This window comes from Stutzerimonas stutzeri (assembly GCF_024448895.1).
GTDB classification, from domain to species: domain Bacteria; phylum Pseudomonadota; class Gammaproteobacteria; order Pseudomonadales; family Pseudomonadaceae; genus Stutzerimonas; species Stutzerimonas stutzeri_Q.
Genome location: NZ_JAMOIC010000032.1, coordinates 14,811 through 30,264 on the forward strand (window position 1 = coordinate 14,811; position 15,454 = coordinate 30,264).

Sequence of the window (15,454 nt, forward strand, 5' to 3'; positions counted from 1 at the left end):
CCGCCCGGCCCACCTACGAATCTCGCAAGCGCTTAGAGACGCCTCAGGCTGCCGGCTCGAACAACCGTACGGTCTGCACCTCGTCGCCACGATTCAGCTGCTCCTTGAGCAACTTCTCCTGCTGACGAGCCTTGGCTATGGAGCGCTCCTTCACCGGGCCGTAGCCGCGGATCAGTTCCGGAAGTGCAGCAATGGCTACGGCCGTGCGGTAGTTGGTGGGCTTGAGTTGCGCCAGGAGCCCGTCGAGGTTGCGCTCGTACTCGGTGATCAGTTCGCGCTCGACACGGCGGTCATGGCCGTAACCGAACACGTCCAGCGGCGTCCCGCGCAGGAATTTCAGCTTCGCCAGCACGTTGAAGGCGTTCAACACCCATGGGCCGAGTTCTCGCTTGCGCGGTTCGCCAGTGGTGCTGTCGCGCTTGGCCAGCCAGGCCGGTGCCAGGTGGAACTGCAGCTTGTAGTCGCCTTCGAACTGCGCCTCGAGCTGCTGGCGGAACTCAGGCTCGCTGTACAGCCGCGCCACTTCGTACTCGTCCTTGTAAGCGAGCAATTTGAAGTAGTAGCGCGCCACGGCTTTCGAGAGCGCCAGGTCATCAGCGGTATCCACCGCACGCACCCGCTCGACCATCGAGCGATAGCGCCTGGCATAGGCCACGTTCTGGTACTTGGTAAGGAAGTCCACCCGCCAGTCGACGATCTCTTCCAGGGTCTGGCAGATTGGTCCGGCCAGGCTTGGCTCGGCCATTTCCACCGGACGCGCCAGCTTTTCCACCACCTCCCGCTCAAGCACCGCACGACGCCCCCAGCGGAACGCCTGCAGGTTAAGCTCAGCGGCGACGCCATTGATGGTAATAGCCTTTTCGATGGCCTCCGCCGACAGCGGCAACAACCCTTGCTGATAGGCAAAGCCCAGCAGGAACAGGTTGGTGGCAATGCTATCGCCCAGCAGTCGAGTGGCCAGGTAGCTCGCATCAATGAAGTGAGTCTTCTCAGCACCCACCGCATCGATCAGGGCTTCGCGCATGGCCTTGCCCGGCACCTGGGCGTCGGGGTTGCGGGTGAATTCCGCAGTAGCGGACTCGTGGCTATTGATGACCGCATGGCTGATCTGATCATTTAGGCGGGTCAGCGAATCGTCACCGGCGGCAACTATCAGGTCGCAGCCCAGCAGCAGATCGGTCTCACCGGCAGCGATTCGCACGGCGTAGATGTCGTCCTGCTTGGCAGCGATGCGGATATGCGTCACCACCGGGCCGAATTTCTGTGCCAGACCGGCCTGGTCGAGCACGGTGCAGCCTTTGCCTTCCAGATGCGCAGCCATGCCCAACAGCGCGCCGAGAGTGGTCACGCCGCTACCGCCGACACCGGGAATCAACACGTTCCATGGGCGCTCAAGAGTCGGATATTGCGGCTCCGGCAGCTGCGCCGGATCGAGACTCGCACCTACCGCTTCAGGCTTGCGCAGCCCGCCGCCATGCACAGTGACGAAGCTCGGGCAGAAGCCCTCGACGCAGGAAAAGTCCTTATTGCAGGCGTTCTGATCGATCTCGCGCTTGCGCCCCAGCTCGGTTTCCAGCGGCATGACCGCTAGGCAGTTGGACTTCTCGCCGCAGTCGCCACAGCCCTCGCACACCGCCGGGTTGATGAAGGCGCGCTTGGCCGGATCTTCCAGCTTGCCGCGCTTGCGCCGACGACGCTTCTCGGTGGCGCAGGTCTGGTCATAGATGATCACCGAAACGCCCTTGAACTCACGCAACTCCCGCTGCACGGCATCCAGATCGCGACGGTGATGGAAGCTGGTGATCTGCGCAAAGGTCTCGCGGGTCGGGTATTTGTCCGGTTCGTCACTGACCAGCGCGATGCGTTTCACGCCTTCATCGGCGATCTGCCGACTGAGCTGATCGACCCGCAGTTCACCGTCGATGGGCTGGCCACCGGTCATGGCCACCGCATCGTTGTAGAGGATCTTGAAGGTGATGTTCACCCCGGCGGCCACCGCGGCGCGCACGGCCAGACTGCCGGAGTGGAAGTAGGTGCCATCGCCCAGGTTCTGGAACATGTGCGGCGTTTCGGTGAATGGCGCCTGGCCGATCCAGTTGACGCCCTCCCCGCCCATCTGGGTAAACGTCTCGGTGCGCCGGTCCATCCACTGCACCATGTAATGGCAACCGATGCCGGCAGAGGCGCGGCTGCCTTCCGGTACTTTGGTGGAACTGTTGTGCGGGCAGCCGGAGCAGTAATGCGGTGTGCGTACGGTGTCGTAGCTGCGTGCGGCCAGTGCCTTTTCCTTCGCCGACAGAAATGCCAGACGCGACTGGATGCTGTCGCTGGTGTAGATCGGCGCGAGGCGCTTGGCGATCACCCGGGCGATCATCGCGGGCGTCAGTTCGGAGAGGTTCGGCAGCAGCGAATTACCCTCCTCGTCGAACTCGCCAACCACCCGCGGACGTTTGTCCAGCGGCCAGTTGTAGAGCTGCCCGGTGAGCTGGTCTTCGAGAATGCTGCGCTTTTCTTCGACCACCAAGATCTCGTCCAAACCCTGTGCGAACTCATGCACCGAGACCGGCTCCAGCGGCCAGCTCATGCCCACTTTGAGCACGCGCAAGCCGACCGAGGCGCACAGGGCTTCGTCCAACCCGAGGTCGTCCAGTGCCTGGCGCACGTCGAGATAGGATTTGCCGGTGGTGATAATGCCCATACGCGGGTTCGGTGAATCGAGCATTACCTGGTTCAGATTGTTGGCGCGGGCAAAGGCGCGCGCGGCGTAGATTTTGTAGAGGTTGAGGCGTTTTTCCTGCACCAGCGGCGGGTCCGGCCAGCGGATGTGCACGCCGTCTTCGGGCAGTTCGAAGTCGTCCGGGATACGCGTTTTCACCCGTAGCGGGTCGACCTCCACCACGGCGGATGAATCGACGTTCTCGGCGATGGTCTTGAGCGCTACCCAGCAGCCGGAATAGCGCGACAGCTCCCAGCCGATGATGCCGTAGTCGAGAATTTCCTGAACGTTGGCCGGGTTCAGCACCGGGATCGAAGCGGCGATGAAGGCGTGCTCGCTCTGGTGCGGCAGCGTTGAGGACTTGCAGCCATGATCGTCACCGGCCAGCAGCAACACGCCGCCATGGGGCGAGACGCCTGCCGCGTTACCGTGCTTGAAGACGTCGCCGGAACGGTCGACGCCTGGCCCCTTGCCGTACCACATGGCGAACACGCCGTCGTACTTGGCACCGGGAAACAGGTTGGTTTGCTGACTGCCCCAGACCGCCGTCGCCGCCAGTTCCTCGTTGAGGCCCGGCTGGAAATGGATGGCGTGCTCCTTGAGGTAGTCGCGCGCGTCCCAGAGGCTCTTGTCCAGATTGCCCAGCGGCGAGCCGCGGTAGCCGGAAATGAAGCAGCCGGTATTCAGGTTCTGCGCCTGATCGCGCTGATGCTGCAGCATGGGCAGGCGGGTCAGCGCCTGGGTGCCGGTGAGGTACAGATGTCCGGTTGCGAGCCGGTACTTGTCATCCAGGCGGATCTCGGCCAATGACATGTGGCGCTCCTGTTTGTTTTTATCGGAGTCTGGGATGTGTCTTTCACATCCCGCCTAACAGGTCGTGGGGAGCCGCACGGAAAGCTTTCCCACGCCAGCGAACGGCAGGGGATCACCCCACCGTTGCGCGTTGGATAAAAGTCTGGCCGTGACGAAGAGAGATTTTCTTTCTACTTTTGCGGTAGAAGCGCAATCGCGTGCATGATCCATCCACTAACAACAACAAAAAGAGCACAACCATGCAGACTCCGCTGAGCAGCATCGACCGCAAGATTTTGCTGCTGCTGCAACACAACGCCGACCTGTCCGCTGCTGAGATCGCGGAAAAGGTCGAGCTGTCGCAATCGCCGTGCTGGCGCCGCATCAACCGCATGCAGGAAGAAGGGCTGATCGAACGCAAGGTCGCCCTGCTCAATCCGAAGAAGCTCGGGCTGAACATGACGGTGTTCGTCAACATCAAGCTCTCAGCGCACGGGCGCAGCAACCTCGATGAGTTCGAGCGTGCCGTGGTCGGCTACCCCGAAGTGCTGGAATGCCACACCATGGCCGGCGAATCGGATTACCTGCTCAAGGTCGTGGCCAAGGACATCGACAGCTACGAGCGCTTCCTGCGTGACCATCTGTTGCAGCGGCCGCATGTGCAGGAAGCGCATTCCCATATCGCGATGAGTGAAGTGAAACGGACGACGGAGCTGCCGTTGGATTGATGCAGCGGGGGCGTAATGGCCATGGTGGATAAGGCAGAGCCGTTATCCACCCTACGACGCAGCGCCGCCCCAACGTAGGGTGAAAACCGCCACAGCATTTTCCATCGGCTCCACCGGCGGATGATGGAGTCACATGGCCCCGGCGGCACGATCAATTATTCGCCCGGTATTCCCTGCACACGCTCGCCCACCTCGATCCCCTTCGCCTCGAACCAGCCCTGGTTCATCTCCAGTGCGTAACGCGCCGGCCCTTGCGAGCAGCGGATTGCGGTGTTCAGCGGTTCCAGGTCGATGACGTCGACGATACGCCCCTCCTCGTCCATGAACGCGGCGGAAAGCGGCAGCGGCGTGTTCTTCATCCACAGGCAATGCCGGCGGAAATCATCGAAGCGAAACAGCATCGCGTGGTCGGGCGGCATTTCGGTGCGTTCCATGAGCCCGCGTTCGCGCTCGGCCGGGGTACGCGCGTATTCAGCCTTGAGCCGAGCATCGCCGACTTGCAGTTCGAGTAGCGGTTCACTTGCATTGGCCATGGACATCAAAGCCAAGGCAGCGAGTGGGAGCAACAAATTACGCATCGACGAGCTGGCCTCGATTCGGGACGTGGAAGTGAAAAAAGCGGCGTACAGCATATACCGCCGCCGGCGCTACTCTTCAGCGACGGGTGCATCGACCGAGACCTTCTCACTGTCGCCGTAGCGCTTCTGGCAGCGTTCGCAGTAGAAGGCGCGGCGCTTGCTGCGACCCAGCGACTTGGCTTTGACGAAGGGGATCTTGCAGCGCGGGCACGTCGTCTTGGTGTGCGCCAGCCAGTTCGCTTTGAGTTTGCCCTCGCGCTTCCACCGCAGGAAGTCGAAGCTATAAACGCGCACTTCCTTGGCCAGCTCCCGCAACTTGGCCGCGGGTAGTTCGCCTATCAGCGACAGCGGATGAATGCGCGTGCGAAACAGCACTTCGTTCTTGATGATATTGCCCGAGCCGGAAAACAGCGTCTGGTCCAGCAGCGCATCGCAGGCCAGCAGCCGGGGCCGTGCGCGCAGCTTCTTCAGCGCGGCGCGGTTGTCCCAGGCGTCACTCATCACATCAGCGCTCCAGTCGTAGGCCTCGTCCAGCGGGCCTTCGATGAACTGCACCGAGCAGCCATAGAAATTCAGCTCGCCATTGGCAAAGCCCAGGCTCAAGCGCGGCGCTGATTCCTTGCGTTCGTTGATCCGGTAACTGCCGAACAACAGCAGGTGGATACGCAGGGAGACGTCGTCCAGCTCGATCAGGAAGTGCTTGCCCCAGCTGCGAAACGACCGCACCGACTGGCCGACCAGGCTGGACTTGTCGAGCTTGCTATTCCCCTCCGCACGCTCGATGGTCTTGCCGGTGAACGCGGCAACTTCTTCGCGAAGGATGACGATGGATGGACCTTCAGGCATGGCGGCGCTGCTTCGGTGCGGGGACAGGAATATCGACTGGGACCTGACCAGAAGGTGCCGCGACGCTGCCCAGTTGTGCGAGGCGCGGAGTTCTTGCAGGCACCGCGACTGGCGCGGAAGCGGATCGCCAGCAAGCTGGCTCCTACAAAAGCAGTGCGGTGGTCGTACGCACCAGCTTGGGCACGCCGAGGCGGGCTTACGGGTCGCCAATTCCGCGATCTGCAATGCGGATTATTCCCGTAGGAGCCAGCTTGCTGGCGATCCGAAAGCCAACGCACCCCGCGAAAGCGGCGAAGAAACGCTGAAAACTACCAATCCAGCTGCAGGCGACTCTCAAACCGCCGCCGCTCGCCGGTCAGCGGATCGGTGAACTCCAGCCCACGTGCCAGCAGCTTGAGCGGTTTCGAATAGTCGTCCTGGTCACGCCGGCCGCGCTCGATCAGCTCGGGATAGAAAGGGTCATTACAGATGCCCGCGCCCAAAGTGGCCATCTGCAGGCGCAGCTGGTGCTTGCGTCCCGTAACCGGATAGAGCGCGTAACGCCACAGCTCGCCACGACGCTCGAGCACCTCGATGCGCGTCTCGCTGTTGGGTTCGCCGTCGCCGCGCTTCATCAGGAAGAACGGCTCGCCGTCGATCATGTGCAACCGCTCGATCCGCGGAAATTCCCTTTCAGGCAGCGCAGGACAGATCGCTTCATAACGTTTATCGATACGCCGCTCCCGGAACAGCGCCTGATAGCGCCCGCGACTCTCGGGATTGGTGGAAAACAGCACCAGCCCGGCGGTCAACCGGTCGATGCGATGGATCGGCACCAGATCGGGATTGCCCACACGCTTGCTCAGGCGCGCCAGCAAGGTCTCGTTGACGTACTCCCCTGCTGGCATCACGGGGAGGAAGTGGGGTTTGTCGGCGACCAGCAGGTGGTCGTCCAGATGTAGCACCTGCTCTTCGAAGGGAATCGGTTTCTCGTCCGGCACCTCGCGGAAGTAGTGGACCTTCAGGCCGACCTGATAGGGATGATCGGCGGCAAGCGGTTGACCATCGGCACCCAGTACACGGCCGCGGGCGAAACGGTCGAGCCAGGTGGTGCGATCGATCGACCGGAAATGCGCGCACAGGCAATCGAGCACGGTGGTCCAGTCGCCTTGAGGCAGGTGCAAGGTGCTGCGTGCGTTGGGTGCGGGCATGGCGGGAGCGCTGGGAGGAATCGGCCGTCGATGATACCCGACTGCACTACCTGCGCCTCGCTGTCGATTTGCGCGAAAGCCAATCGACCATTGCTTGAATGCATCGGAATTTTCGATGCGCGCCCCGCTCCCGGAGGATCACGATGAACACGCATGCAATCGTTTCCCGCCAGCAATGGCTGGCCACCCACAGCGAACATTTGCTCAAGGAAAAACAGGTCACGCGTCAGCGGGAAGCGCTGGCCGCCGCCCGCCGCGACTTGCCCTGGTCGCTGGTAGAGAAGGATTACCGGTTCCAGGACGCACACGGCCAGGTGGGCATGGACGCGCTTTTCGAAGGCCGCAGCCAACTGATCATCAAACACTTCATGTTCGGCCCGGACTGGCAGGAAGGCTGTGTCGGCTGCTCCTTCGAGATGGACCATCTGCAGGGGGCGCTGGTGCATCTGGCCAATCATGATGTCAGTGTCGTCGCCGTGTCGCGCGGGCTTTTCGCAGCGCTCGATGCATTTCGCCAGCGCATGGGCTGGAGCATTCGCTGGGTGTCTTCAGCGGGTAGTGATTTCAACCGGGACTTCCATATGTCTTTCGATCCGGAGGACATCGTCGACGGCAAGGTCTTCCACAACTTCGCCTGGGAGCCCTTCGTCTGCGAGGAGTTATCAGGGTTCAGCGTGTTCTATCGCGACGATGACGGGCGCATCTATCACACCTTTTCCGCCTACGGGCGGGGCGCCGAAGAACTGCTGGGCAGCTACGTGCTGCTCGACATGACACCCAACGGGCGCAACGAAAACGGTCCTGGCTACAACCTGACCGACTGGGTGCGGCATCACGATCGCTACGGCAGTGCAGACACGGTCGATGCCACCGGACGCGCCAAACGAGACGACTCCGACCCCGAGCAAGGCTGCTGCCATCGGGCGGAGACGCTGTCATCCAGCTGAAAGCGGCGAACCCTGCCGGCGCCGCCCGGTCCAGTCTAGTACCAGGCGCACGTTGACGGTCGCCTGGGCTGCTTCCAGTCCAGACCAGGCGAAAATCTCATGGCGATAACAGTTGGTGACTTCCTGATCGAGCGCCTTTACCAATGGGGCGTCCGGCGCATTTACGGCTATCCGGGCGATGGCATCAATGGCGTGTTCGGCGCGCTGAATCGGGCCAACGAAAAGATCCGCTTCATCCAGGCGCGACATGAGGAAATGGCCGCGTTCATGGCTTCGGCCGATGCCAAATTCAACGGTGGGCTTGGCGTGTGCATCGCCACGTCGGGCCCAGGCGCAACGCACCTGCTGACGGGCCTATACGATGCCCGGATGGACCACATGCCGGTACTGGCGATTGTCGGCCAGCAAGCCCGCACCGCCATGGGCGCGCACTATCAGCAGGAGGTCGATCTGGCCTCGATGTTCAAGGATGTCGCCGGCGCTTTCGTACAACAGGCCAGCACACCGGCGCAGGTTCGCCATCTGGTCGACCGTGCGATTCGAACTGCGCTGGGCCAGCGCACGGTGACGGCGATCATCCTGCCCAACGATTTGCAGGAAATGGAGTACAGCGACCCACCCCGCGCCCACGGCGCCGTGCTGTCCGGCATCGGTTACACGCGGCCGAAAGTGGTGCCCTATAACGCAGACCTGATACGTGCGGCTGAGGTGCTCAACGCCGGCCAGAAAGTCGCGATTCTGGTAGGCGCCGGCGCGCTGGACGCCACCGATGAAATCATCGCGGTGGCGCAGAAACTCGGTGCCGGAGTCGCCAAGGCGCTGCTGGGCAAGGCCGCCGTGCCGGATGACCTGCCGTGGGTAACCGGGGCGATCGGTCTGCTCGGCACAGAGCCGAGCTACAAGATGATGAACGAGTGCGACACCCTGCTGATGGTCGGGTCAGGCTTCCCCTATTCCGAGTTTCTCCCCGAGGAAGGCCAGGCGCGCGGCGTACAAATCGACCTCAAGGCGGACATGCTCAGCATCCGCTATCCGATGGAGGTGAACCTGCAAGGCGACTCGGCCGAAACCCTGCGCGCCCTGCTTCCGCTGTTGCTGCAAAAGCCTGATCGGGAATGGCGGGACCGCATCGAAAACTGGCGGGACGACTGGGACGAAACCCTGGTCGAGCGCGCCATGATGTCCGCCGAGCCGATCAATCCGCAGCGAGTGGCGCTGGAACTGTCGCCGCGGTTGCCGGACATGAGCATCGTCACCAGCGATTCGGGCTCTTGCGCCAACTGGTATGCGCGCGACATCCGCCTGCGCCGCGGCATGATGGGTTCACTGTCCGGTGGGCTGGCATGCATGGGCGCGGCGGTGCCCTACGCCATTGCAGCCAAGTTCTGCCATCCGGAGCGCACGGTGGTGGCGATGGTGGGCGACGGTGCGATGCAGATGAACAACATGGCCGAACTGATTACGGTCGCCAAGTATTGGCAGGAGTGGGAGAACCCGCAATGGATCTGCTGCGTGTTCAACAATGAGGATCTGAATCAGGTGACCTGGGAGCAACGGGTCATGGAGGGCGATCCGAAGTTCGAAGCGTCGCAGAACATTCCCAACGTGCCCTACCACCGCTTCGCCGAATCCATAGGGCTGATGGGCATCTACGTCGATCGGGAGGATCAGATCGTAGCCGCCTGGGAACAGGCGTTCGCCGCTGAGAGGCCTGTGCTGATCGAATTCAAGACCGACCCCAACGTGCCGCCGTTACCGCCGCATCTGAAGATCGACCAGATCAAGAAGTTCGCCTCGACATTGATGCAAGGGGATCCGGATCAGGCTGGCATCCTAGTGCAGTCGGCCAAACAGATCTTCGCCAGAGTGATGCCGAACCGGAACAAGGACAAAGACAAAGACGAGCAATAGTCAGGAAATACACATGCAAGCACGCTGGGCGGATCAGCAATGACCCGCCCCGCCTTGCAGCATGTAGGCCTTGCGGCACCTAATCAGTCCTCCTTATCGCGGGTCACATCGCCGGTCTTGCCGTCGATCCTGAATTCCCAGACTTTGCCATCGGCTTTCATGCCTTCGCCTTCCCAGTAATCGTCGTCGGCTTCGATGGAGTGAACGGCTGTATAACCGGCAGCCTTGGCCTTCTCCACCGCTTGCTCAAGGGTGATCCAGTCGGCGCCGGGCTTGTCGGCGAGGGCTGCGCCGCTGGTAGCGCCGAGGATGGCAATGGCAAGAGCGGCGGTCAGTTTCTTGTGATACATGATTGGATCCTTTCAGCTGTTGTCGGGACGGGGCGTTTCTCGCCCTTGTAGATACGAGCCCAACGGCAATGCGGAGGTTCACTCCGGACGCTCAAGCGCGGGCAATCAGCCTGTCACTGCTTGTCGATGGATACGATCGCAGCCTGCTCGCCTTCGCTCTGAAATCCGATCTGCACCTCATCACCCACCGCCAATCCTTCGAGCTGTTCCTGCCGGGCCTGGAAATCCATCGTCGAGGCTGGCCATTTCAGTGCTGGAACCGGGCCATGGGCGATGGTCACCACGCCTCGCTGGCGATCCAGCGCTTCGATGGTGCCGGTCGCACGCATGACTGGCTCGGAGACCATTTCAGTGGCGGGGCCACCATCGATCTCGGGCAAATCCGCCGGCGCCCCAGGTTTCAGCAGGTCCTCTGCCAGTACCGGCTGAACGCACAGCAGCAGACACGACATGACGCAATGCATCGGTTTCATAACGAACCTCCTGAAGCAGGTGGACGTACGCTGCATTTGACAATCGCGTGCTCACCTTTGCTGCGAGCGAGTACTTCAAGGCACAAAGCCCCGTTCAGTTTCGCGTAAGCCACGCCTCGTAACCTGTGAAGCGTCGAAACCCACACAGGAAAACGAAACCATGAAAACACTGACTACGCTGATCACTGCTGCCACCCTCGCCCTCGGTGCCAACCTGGCCATGGCCCGCGACCTCGGCCCGGATGAAGCCTTGAAACTGCGTGACGCCGGCACCATCCAATCCTTCGAGAAGCTCAACGAAGCGGCGCTGGCCAAGCACCCAGGCGCCAAGGTCGAGGAAACCGAGCTGGAAGAAGAATACGGTCGCCACATCTATCAGGTTGAATTGCGCGACGACAAAGGTGTGCAATGGGACATGGAGCTCGACGCCAAGACCGGCGAAGTGCTCAAGGATCATCAGGACGACTAATGCGACTGGCCACTCTTCTTACTGTTCCACTGGCGCTACTGCTCGCTGCCACCCCGGCGGCGAGCCGTGACCTCGATCAGGATGAAGCCCTGCGGCTGCGCCGCGAGGGCCTGATCCTGCCTTTGGAAAGCCTGTTGCAGAAGGCGATGGAACGCCATCCTGGCGCGCGGTTTCTTGAAGCCGAGCTGGAAGAAGAGGATGGCATCTATGTTTACGAAATCGAATTGATTACGGCCGACGGCGTTGCTCGCGAACTGGAACTGGACGCGCGCGATGGCCGCCTGCTCAAGGACGAAGAAGACTGATGCGCCTGTTATTGGTCGAAGACAATGTGCCGCTGGCTGACGAACTGGTCGCCAGCCTTTCACGTCAGGGCTATGCCACCGACTGGCTGGCCGACGGCCGCGATGCCGACTATCAAGGCAGCAGTGAACCCTATGACCTCATCGTTCTGGACCTCGGCCTGCCTGGCAAGCCCGGTCTCGACGTCTTGCGCGACTGGCGCGCCCGCGATCTGGCCACACCGGTACTCATACTCACCGCCCGAGATTCCTGGGCTGAGCGCATCGAAGGCTTGAAAGCCGGCGCAGACGATTACCTGACCAAACCCTTTCATCCTGAAGAGCTGCTGCTGCGTATCCAGGCGCTGCTGCGGCGCGCCCACGGCGTCGCCAATCAACCCCTGTTGCAGGTCGGCGGGCTGGCGCTCGACGAAGCACGCCAACACTGCCGCAAGGATGGCCAGGAGGTCGAACTGACCGCCGGCGAATTCCGCCTGCTGCGCTACTTCATGCTGCATCCCGGCCAACTCCTGTCGAAAACCCAGCTCGCCGAGCACCTGTATGACGGCGAAACCGAGCGCGACTCAAATGTCATCGAAGTGCACGTGAATCGACTGCGCGGCAAGCTCGGCCGCGAGCTGATCGAAACCCGCCGCGGCCAGGGCTATCGCTTCGGCGGCGCGACTTGAAGTCGATCCAGCGCAGCCTCAGCCTGGGGCTGATTTCCGTCCTGCTACTGGTCGGGCTGCTGCTGGTCCAGAGCAGCTTGTGGCTCTTCGAGTCCGGGCTGCGGCGCAACCTCGCCACCGATCTGCGCGAAGAGACTGAAGGGCTGTTGATAGCCGTGGTGAAGGGGCCGGAAGGCTTCAAGCTCGATTCGAGCCGGCTGAACCCTCGCTATCAACGGGCGTTCTCCGGGCATTACTTTCGTATCGACCTGCCTGAACGAAGCTGGCGCTCGCGCTCGCTATGGGACGCCGAGCCCGCCTGGCCCGAACGCAACGGGCTGGCAGATGACCTGCTGGATGGCCCGCAAGAGCAACGATTGCTGAGCTATCGCGCCGAATATCGACGCGACGGCCAGCCCATCATGATTACCGTCGCGCGGGACTACACGCCCATTCTCAAGAGTTTCGCCCAGGTTCGCCTGGGTGGTCTGGGGCTGGTCGGTCTGGCACTGCTGGTATTTCTGGTGCTGCAGCGCTACGCCGTGACGCTCGCCATGCGCCCACTTGAGCGCGCCCGTCAGCAGATCGCACAGCTGCAACAGGGCGAGCGCCAGCAGCTGGACATTCAGGCCCCCGTCGAACTGCAGCCGCTCGTGGAGCAGATCAATCACCTGCTCGCCCACACCGACGACACCCTCAAACGATCGCGCCATGCGCTGGGCAATCTCGGCCACGCGCTGAAAACACCGTTGGCGGTACTCGGCAGCCTGACGCTACGGGACGAGCTGAGCGGGCACCCGGCGCTGCAGGCAGGGCTACGCGAACAACTCGAGCAGATCCAGCAACGTGTCTCACGCGAACTCGGTCGGGCCCGGCTGGCTGGCGAGGTGTTGCCAGGTGCCTACTTCGATTGCGCCGAAGAACTCGCTCCGCTATTCGAGACCCTGCAGATGATTCATCGCCGCAACCTCGACCTGAGTTGGCGGACCCACGAAGGCTGCCGACTGCCCTGGGACCGGGAGGACATGCTCGAACTGCTCGGCAATCTGCTGGACAACGCCTGCAAGTTCGCTCGCGCCAAGGTGCTGCTGAACATTGATCAGGAGTCGAACGGCTTCGTCATTCAGGTCGAGGACGACGGGCCCGGCATTCCCGAGGATCGTCGCGAAGCCGTACTCGAACGTGGCACGCGTCTCGATGAGCGGGCCGAGGGTCACGGCTTGGGGCTGGGCATCGTGCGGGACATTCTGGCGGCCTGGAACGGCGAGCTGAGGCTCGAGCAAAGCTCACTTGGTGGCTTGCGGGCACGCATTCATCTCCCGATGCACAAGCGCCGGGCGGAATGATCAATGGATGGATGCTGCGGATGACGCGAGGGACTTACTGAGAACGAGCCAGTTCGTTGCGCATGTCTTCCAGAATGGTTTCGACCAGTAGACCGTTCTGCACATGCTGGCCTGACACCATGCGGGTGGCCTCGGTGCCGTTGATCGGGTAGCCGACGCGGACGACCAGATAGCCGTCATCTTGCGGTTCCACTCGGGTTTTGTAGTCCGCCGGGAAGTTATCGGCGAGGTGACGGGACAGGGTTTTCATAGGTGCCTCTTGTACATGGTCTGTCACAAAGACCAGGCAAAGCACTGGGAGATTCCAACCACTCATCGGATGACTGTTCTCAGCACTGCAAACTGTCATCTCCCGAGCGGTGACCTTGTCCTATTTTCCTTCGGTTTTTCCATACGCCAGCCAGGCGAGCAAGCCCATTCCGGCGAAGGCCGTAGCCGAAAAAATCAGCGCATTCAGTAACAGGCTCATGGTGTTTATCCTCGTTCTGTTCGCTTGAAGTACACCCCGAATATATGTAGCTTCTGGCGACACGTCGAGCCACCCGATAGTCGCGTGTAAAGTTTTCCAGCAGATGAGGCGCACATGAAACGCAAGCAATCGATCAGTCACATCCGTTGGGATCTGGCCCTGCGCTACCGCCTGATCGAGACGATTGCATGGTGGGAAGGCCGCTTGACCACGGGCCATCTGATGCAGAGCTTTGGCATCAGCCGGCAGCAGGCCTCTAAGGACATCAACACCTACCTCAACGAACATGCGCCGAAAAACCTTACATATGATCGTCAGCTGAAGGGTTACAAGCCTGGCAAGGGATTCGAGCCGCTGTTCATCGATGGCAGCGCCAGCGCCTATCTGCACCTGCTGGACCAGAACCGCGAGCGCGCCCCGCATATCGAAGGCCTGGCCCTGGCCTACGCGCACACCGAAGTGCTGCACATGCCCGACCGGAGTATTCGCCCGGAAGTTTTGCGCCCAATCCTTAAAGCCTGCCGGGAGGGGCTACGCCTGGAAACCGAGTACGTCTCGCTCGCGCATCCTGAGGTGGAAATTCGCGTGATGGCCCCGCACACCCTGGTGTTCACCGGCACGCGCTGGCATGTGCGGTCCTACTGCGAGAAGAACCGTGGCTTTCGAGACTTCGTCCTCAGCCGGTTTCGCGGCGAGCCGGACCTGATGGATGAAAGCGACAATACCCAAGAAGCCGACGAGGCCTGGAACACGCCGGTGGACGTGATCATCGAGCCTGATGTGCGGCTGACATCGGAGCAGAAAGCGATTATCGAAAGCGATTACGGGATGCAGGATGGCGAGCTGCGCATCGCCACTCGTGGCGCGCTGGTCCAGTACGTGTTGCAGCGTTATCAGATCGATCCGAATACGGTGCTGGCCAATCCGGCAGCGCAGCAGATTCAGGTGAGGAATCTGCAGGGGTTGAAGGGGTGGTTGTATTGATGATGCTTCCGCAAAGACGCCTCCCCTCTCGGGGCGAATTTATTCGCCCATCTTCATCCGCCAGGCCGATTGCGAGCGGAGCGCCTACAAGCTTGGCAACGCACTGGCCCGTCGCTTTTCGTAGGAGCGAGCTTGCTCGCGATCAGGCGGTAGGGGCATCGATAGGACTCAAAGGGGGTGCACTTAAGGCGACCCGCACCCCAGGTTTCGCCCTGCTGGGCGAGTCACTTTTTCCAAACGCCGGACGGCCGGCCCCCAAAAAAGTAACCAAAAACGCTTGCCCCTGCATCCGGGTCTCGCTTCGCTCGACTCCCCTCATTCCATCCGCGCTCCGGGGGCCGGCGTACAAGGGCCATCCATACCGATGGCGGCCCCGACCCTTTACGCCTCTCGCGGCATCCATGCCGCTCGCTCCCCTCCGCGCGGATTCCATTCGGCCTCCTGAAAGGGTCGTCCGGCGGCGCCTGGCAGGCCGTGCAATGGAAAAGCCAGAAGCCATGTCGAGCCAAGGTGGATTGACTGATAGCTGTGGGAAATTCGTAGGGTGGAAAACTGCAAAGCATTTTCTACCGCAATCGATCCCACAATTGCTATCGGACCTTGCCCACCAAAAGCGGTGGGTAAGCTTCGCGTTACCCACCCTACATTCAGCTCCTATTACCGCTTCCCTGCACGGCCCATCACGCACCACCGAACCGCCCCTTCC

At 61.6% G+C, this 15,454-nt stretch carries 15 protein-coding genes; 8 read left to right on the forward strand and 7 right to left on the reverse strand.

All coding sequences use genetic code 11. The features are described from left to right. Positions 1-43: 43 nt before the first annotated feature. Positions 44-3,529 carry an indolepyruvate ferredoxin oxidoreductase family protein gene (locus NA619_RS22960; protein ID WP_255964102.1) on the reverse strand — a complete coding sequence of 1,162 codons (3,486 nt, stop codon included), beginning with the start codon at positions 3,527-3,529 and terminating at the stop codon, positions 44-46. Between the two features lie 239 nt (positions 3,530-3,768). Between NA619_RS22960 and NA619_RS22965 the strand changes: the two genes are divergently transcribed. After that, a complete protein-coding gene (locus NA619_RS22965; protein WP_255964103.1) occupies positions 3,769-4,236 on the forward strand; it encodes an Lrp/AsnC family transcriptional regulator in 468 nt (155 codons plus the stop codon). A gap of 155 nt (positions 4,237-4,391) precedes the next feature. Here the strand turns inward: NA619_RS22965 and NA619_RS22970 are convergent, their stop codons facing one another. The 3 genes from NA619_RS22970 to NA619_RS22980 form a co-directional block, all read right to left on the reverse strand. Next, the gene (locus NA619_RS22970) at positions 4,392-4,814 is read right to left on the reverse strand and encodes a DUF192 domain-containing protein (protein ID WP_255964104.1); all 423 of its coding nucleotides are present in this window, start codon (positions 4,812-4,814) and stop codon (positions 4,392-4,394) included. Positions 4,815-4,883: 69 nt separating this feature from the next. Next, a complete protein-coding gene (locus NA619_RS22975; RefSeq protein ID WP_255964105.1) occupies positions 4,884-5,660 on the reverse strand; it encodes a DNA-formamidopyrimidine glycosylase family protein in 777 nt (258 codons plus the stop codon). Positions 5,661-5,968: 308 nt separating this feature from the next. Beyond that, complete coding sequence (locus NA619_RS22980; RefSeq protein ID WP_255964106.1) at positions 5,969-6,850, reverse strand: RluA family pseudouridine synthase; 882 nt, start codon at positions 6,848-6,850, stop codon at positions 5,969-5,971. Between the two features lie 143 nt (positions 6,851-6,993). Here NA619_RS22980 and NA619_RS22985 point away from each other — a divergent pair, with 143 nt between their 5' ends. After that, on the forward strand, positions 6,994-7,797 hold the full coding sequence (locus NA619_RS22985; RefSeq protein WP_255964107.1) for a DUF899 domain-containing protein: 804 nt from the start codon (positions 6,994-6,996) through the stop codon (positions 7,795-7,797). 99 nt (positions 7,798-7,896) lie between these two features. Continuing rightward, positions 7,897-9,708: a thiamine pyrophosphate-requiring protein gene (locus tag NA619_RS22990; protein ID WP_255964108.1), complete on the forward strand. Its 1,812-nt coding sequence runs from the start codon at positions 7,897-7,899 to the stop codon at positions 9,706-9,708. 83 nt (positions 9,709-9,791) lie between these two features. Here NA619_RS22990 and NA619_RS22995 read toward each other — a convergent pair whose 3' ends face one another. Then, complete coding sequence (locus NA619_RS22995) at positions 9,792-10,058, reverse strand: PepSY domain-containing protein (protein ID WP_255964109.1); 267 nt, start codon at positions 10,056-10,058, stop codon at positions 9,792-9,794. 113 nt (positions 10,059-10,171) lie between these two features. Beyond that, a complete protein-coding gene (locus tag NA619_RS23000; RefSeq protein ID WP_255964110.1) occupies positions 10,172-10,531 on the reverse strand; it encodes a copper-binding protein in 360 nt (119 codons plus the stop codon). A gap of 160 nt (positions 10,532-10,691) precedes the next feature. Here NA619_RS23000 and NA619_RS23005 point away from each other — a divergent pair, with 160 nt between their 5' ends. Genes NA619_RS23005 through NA619_RS23020 form a run of 4 tightly spaced genes read left to right on the forward strand, consistent with a single transcriptional unit; the run spans position 10,692 to position 13,295 of the window. Beyond that, the gene (locus NA619_RS23005; protein WP_168423315.1) at positions 10,692-11,000 is read left to right on the forward strand and encodes a PepSY domain-containing protein; all 309 of its coding nucleotides are present in this window, start codon (positions 10,692-10,694) and stop codon (positions 10,998-11,000) included. After that, positions 11,000-11,305: a PepSY domain-containing protein gene (locus tag NA619_RS23010; RefSeq protein WP_255964111.1), complete on the forward strand. Its 306-nt coding sequence runs from the start codon at positions 11,000-11,002 to the stop codon at positions 11,303-11,305. Before NA619_RS23005 ends, NA619_RS23010 begins: the two co-directional genes overlap by 1 nt. Continuing rightward, entirely contained in the window at positions 11,305-11,970 is a 666-nt protein-coding gene (locus tag NA619_RS23015) for a response regulator transcription factor (protein ID WP_255964112.1), read from the forward strand. The genes NA619_RS23010 and NA619_RS23015 overlap by 1 nt, the downstream gene beginning before the upstream one ends. Then, the gene (locus NA619_RS23020; RefSeq protein WP_255964113.1) at positions 11,967-13,295 is read left to right on the forward strand and encodes a sensor histidine kinase; all 1,329 of its coding nucleotides are present in this window, start codon (positions 11,967-11,969) and stop codon (positions 13,293-13,295) included. Before NA619_RS23015 ends, NA619_RS23020 begins: the two co-directional genes overlap by 4 nt. A gap of 34 nt (positions 13,296-13,329) precedes the next feature. Here the strand turns inward: NA619_RS23020 and NA619_RS23025 are convergent, their stop codons facing one another. After that, complete coding sequence (locus tag NA619_RS23025) at positions 13,330-13,545, reverse strand: hypothetical protein (protein ID WP_122165936.1); 216 nt, start codon at positions 13,543-13,545, stop codon at positions 13,330-13,332. A gap of 333 nt (positions 13,546-13,878) precedes the next feature. Between NA619_RS23025 and NA619_RS23030 the strand changes: the two genes are divergently transcribed. Beyond that, positions 13,879-14,748: a WYL domain-containing protein gene (locus NA619_RS23030; protein ID WP_255964114.1), complete on the forward strand. Its 870-nt coding sequence runs from the start codon at positions 13,879-13,881 to the stop codon at positions 14,746-14,748. Positions 14,749-15,454: the final 706 nt, after the last annotated feature.

Excerpts from the sequence above, each read along its gene's own strand:
- NA619_RS22960 (WP_255964102.1), bottom strand. The coding sequence starts at position 3,529 with ATGTCATTGGCCGAGATCCGCCTGGATGACAAGTACCGGCTCGCAACC.
- NA619_RS22980 (WP_255964106.1), bottom strand. The coding sequence starts at position 6,850 with ATGCCCGCACCCAACGCACGCAGCACCTTGCACCTGCCTCAAGGCGAC.
- NA619_RS23000 (WP_255964110.1), bottom strand. The coding sequence starts at position 10,531 with ATGAAACCGATGCATTGCGTCATGTCGTGTCTGCTGCTGTGCGTTCAG.
- NA619_RS22975 (WP_255964105.1), bottom strand. The coding sequence starts at position 5,660 with ATGCCTGAAGGTCCATCCATCGTCATCCTTCGCGAAGAAGTTGCCGCG.
- NA619_RS23025 (WP_122165936.1), bottom strand. The coding sequence starts at position 13,545 with ATGAAAACCCTGTCCCGTCACCTCGCCGATAACTTCCCGGCGGACTAC.
- NA619_RS22990 (WP_255964108.1), top strand. The coding sequence starts at position 7,897 with ATGGCGATAACAGTTGGTGACTTCCTGATCGAGCGCCTTTACCAATGG.
- NA619_RS23005 (WP_168423315.1), top strand. The coding sequence starts at position 10,692 with ATGAAAACACTGACTACGCTGATCACTGCTGCCACCCTCGCCCTCGGT.
- NA619_RS23010 (WP_255964111.1), top strand. The coding sequence starts at position 11,000 with ATGCGACTGGCCACTCTTCTTACTGTTCCACTGGCGCTACTGCTCGCT.
- NA619_RS23015 (WP_255964112.1), top strand. The coding sequence starts at position 11,305 with ATGCGCCTGTTATTGGTCGAAGACAATGTGCCGCTGGCTGACGAACTG.
- NA619_RS22965 (WP_255964103.1), top strand. The coding sequence starts at position 3,769 with ATGCAGACTCCGCTGAGCAGCATCGACCGCAAGATTTTGCTGCTGCTG.
- NA619_RS23030 (WP_255964114.1), top strand. The coding sequence starts at position 13,879 with ATGAAACGCAAGCAATCGATCAGTCACATCCGTTGGGATCTGGCCCTG.
- NA619_RS22970 (WP_255964104.1), bottom strand. The coding sequence starts at position 4,814 with ATGCGTAATTTGTTGCTCCCACTCGCTGCCTTGGCTTTGATGTCCATG.
- NA619_RS22995 (WP_255964109.1), bottom strand. The coding sequence starts at position 10,058 with ATGTATCACAAGAAACTGACCGCCGCTCTTGCCATTGCCATCCTCGGC.
- NA619_RS22985 (WP_255964107.1), top strand. The coding sequence starts at position 6,994 with ATGAACACGCATGCAATCGTTTCCCGCCAGCAATGGCTGGCCACCCAC.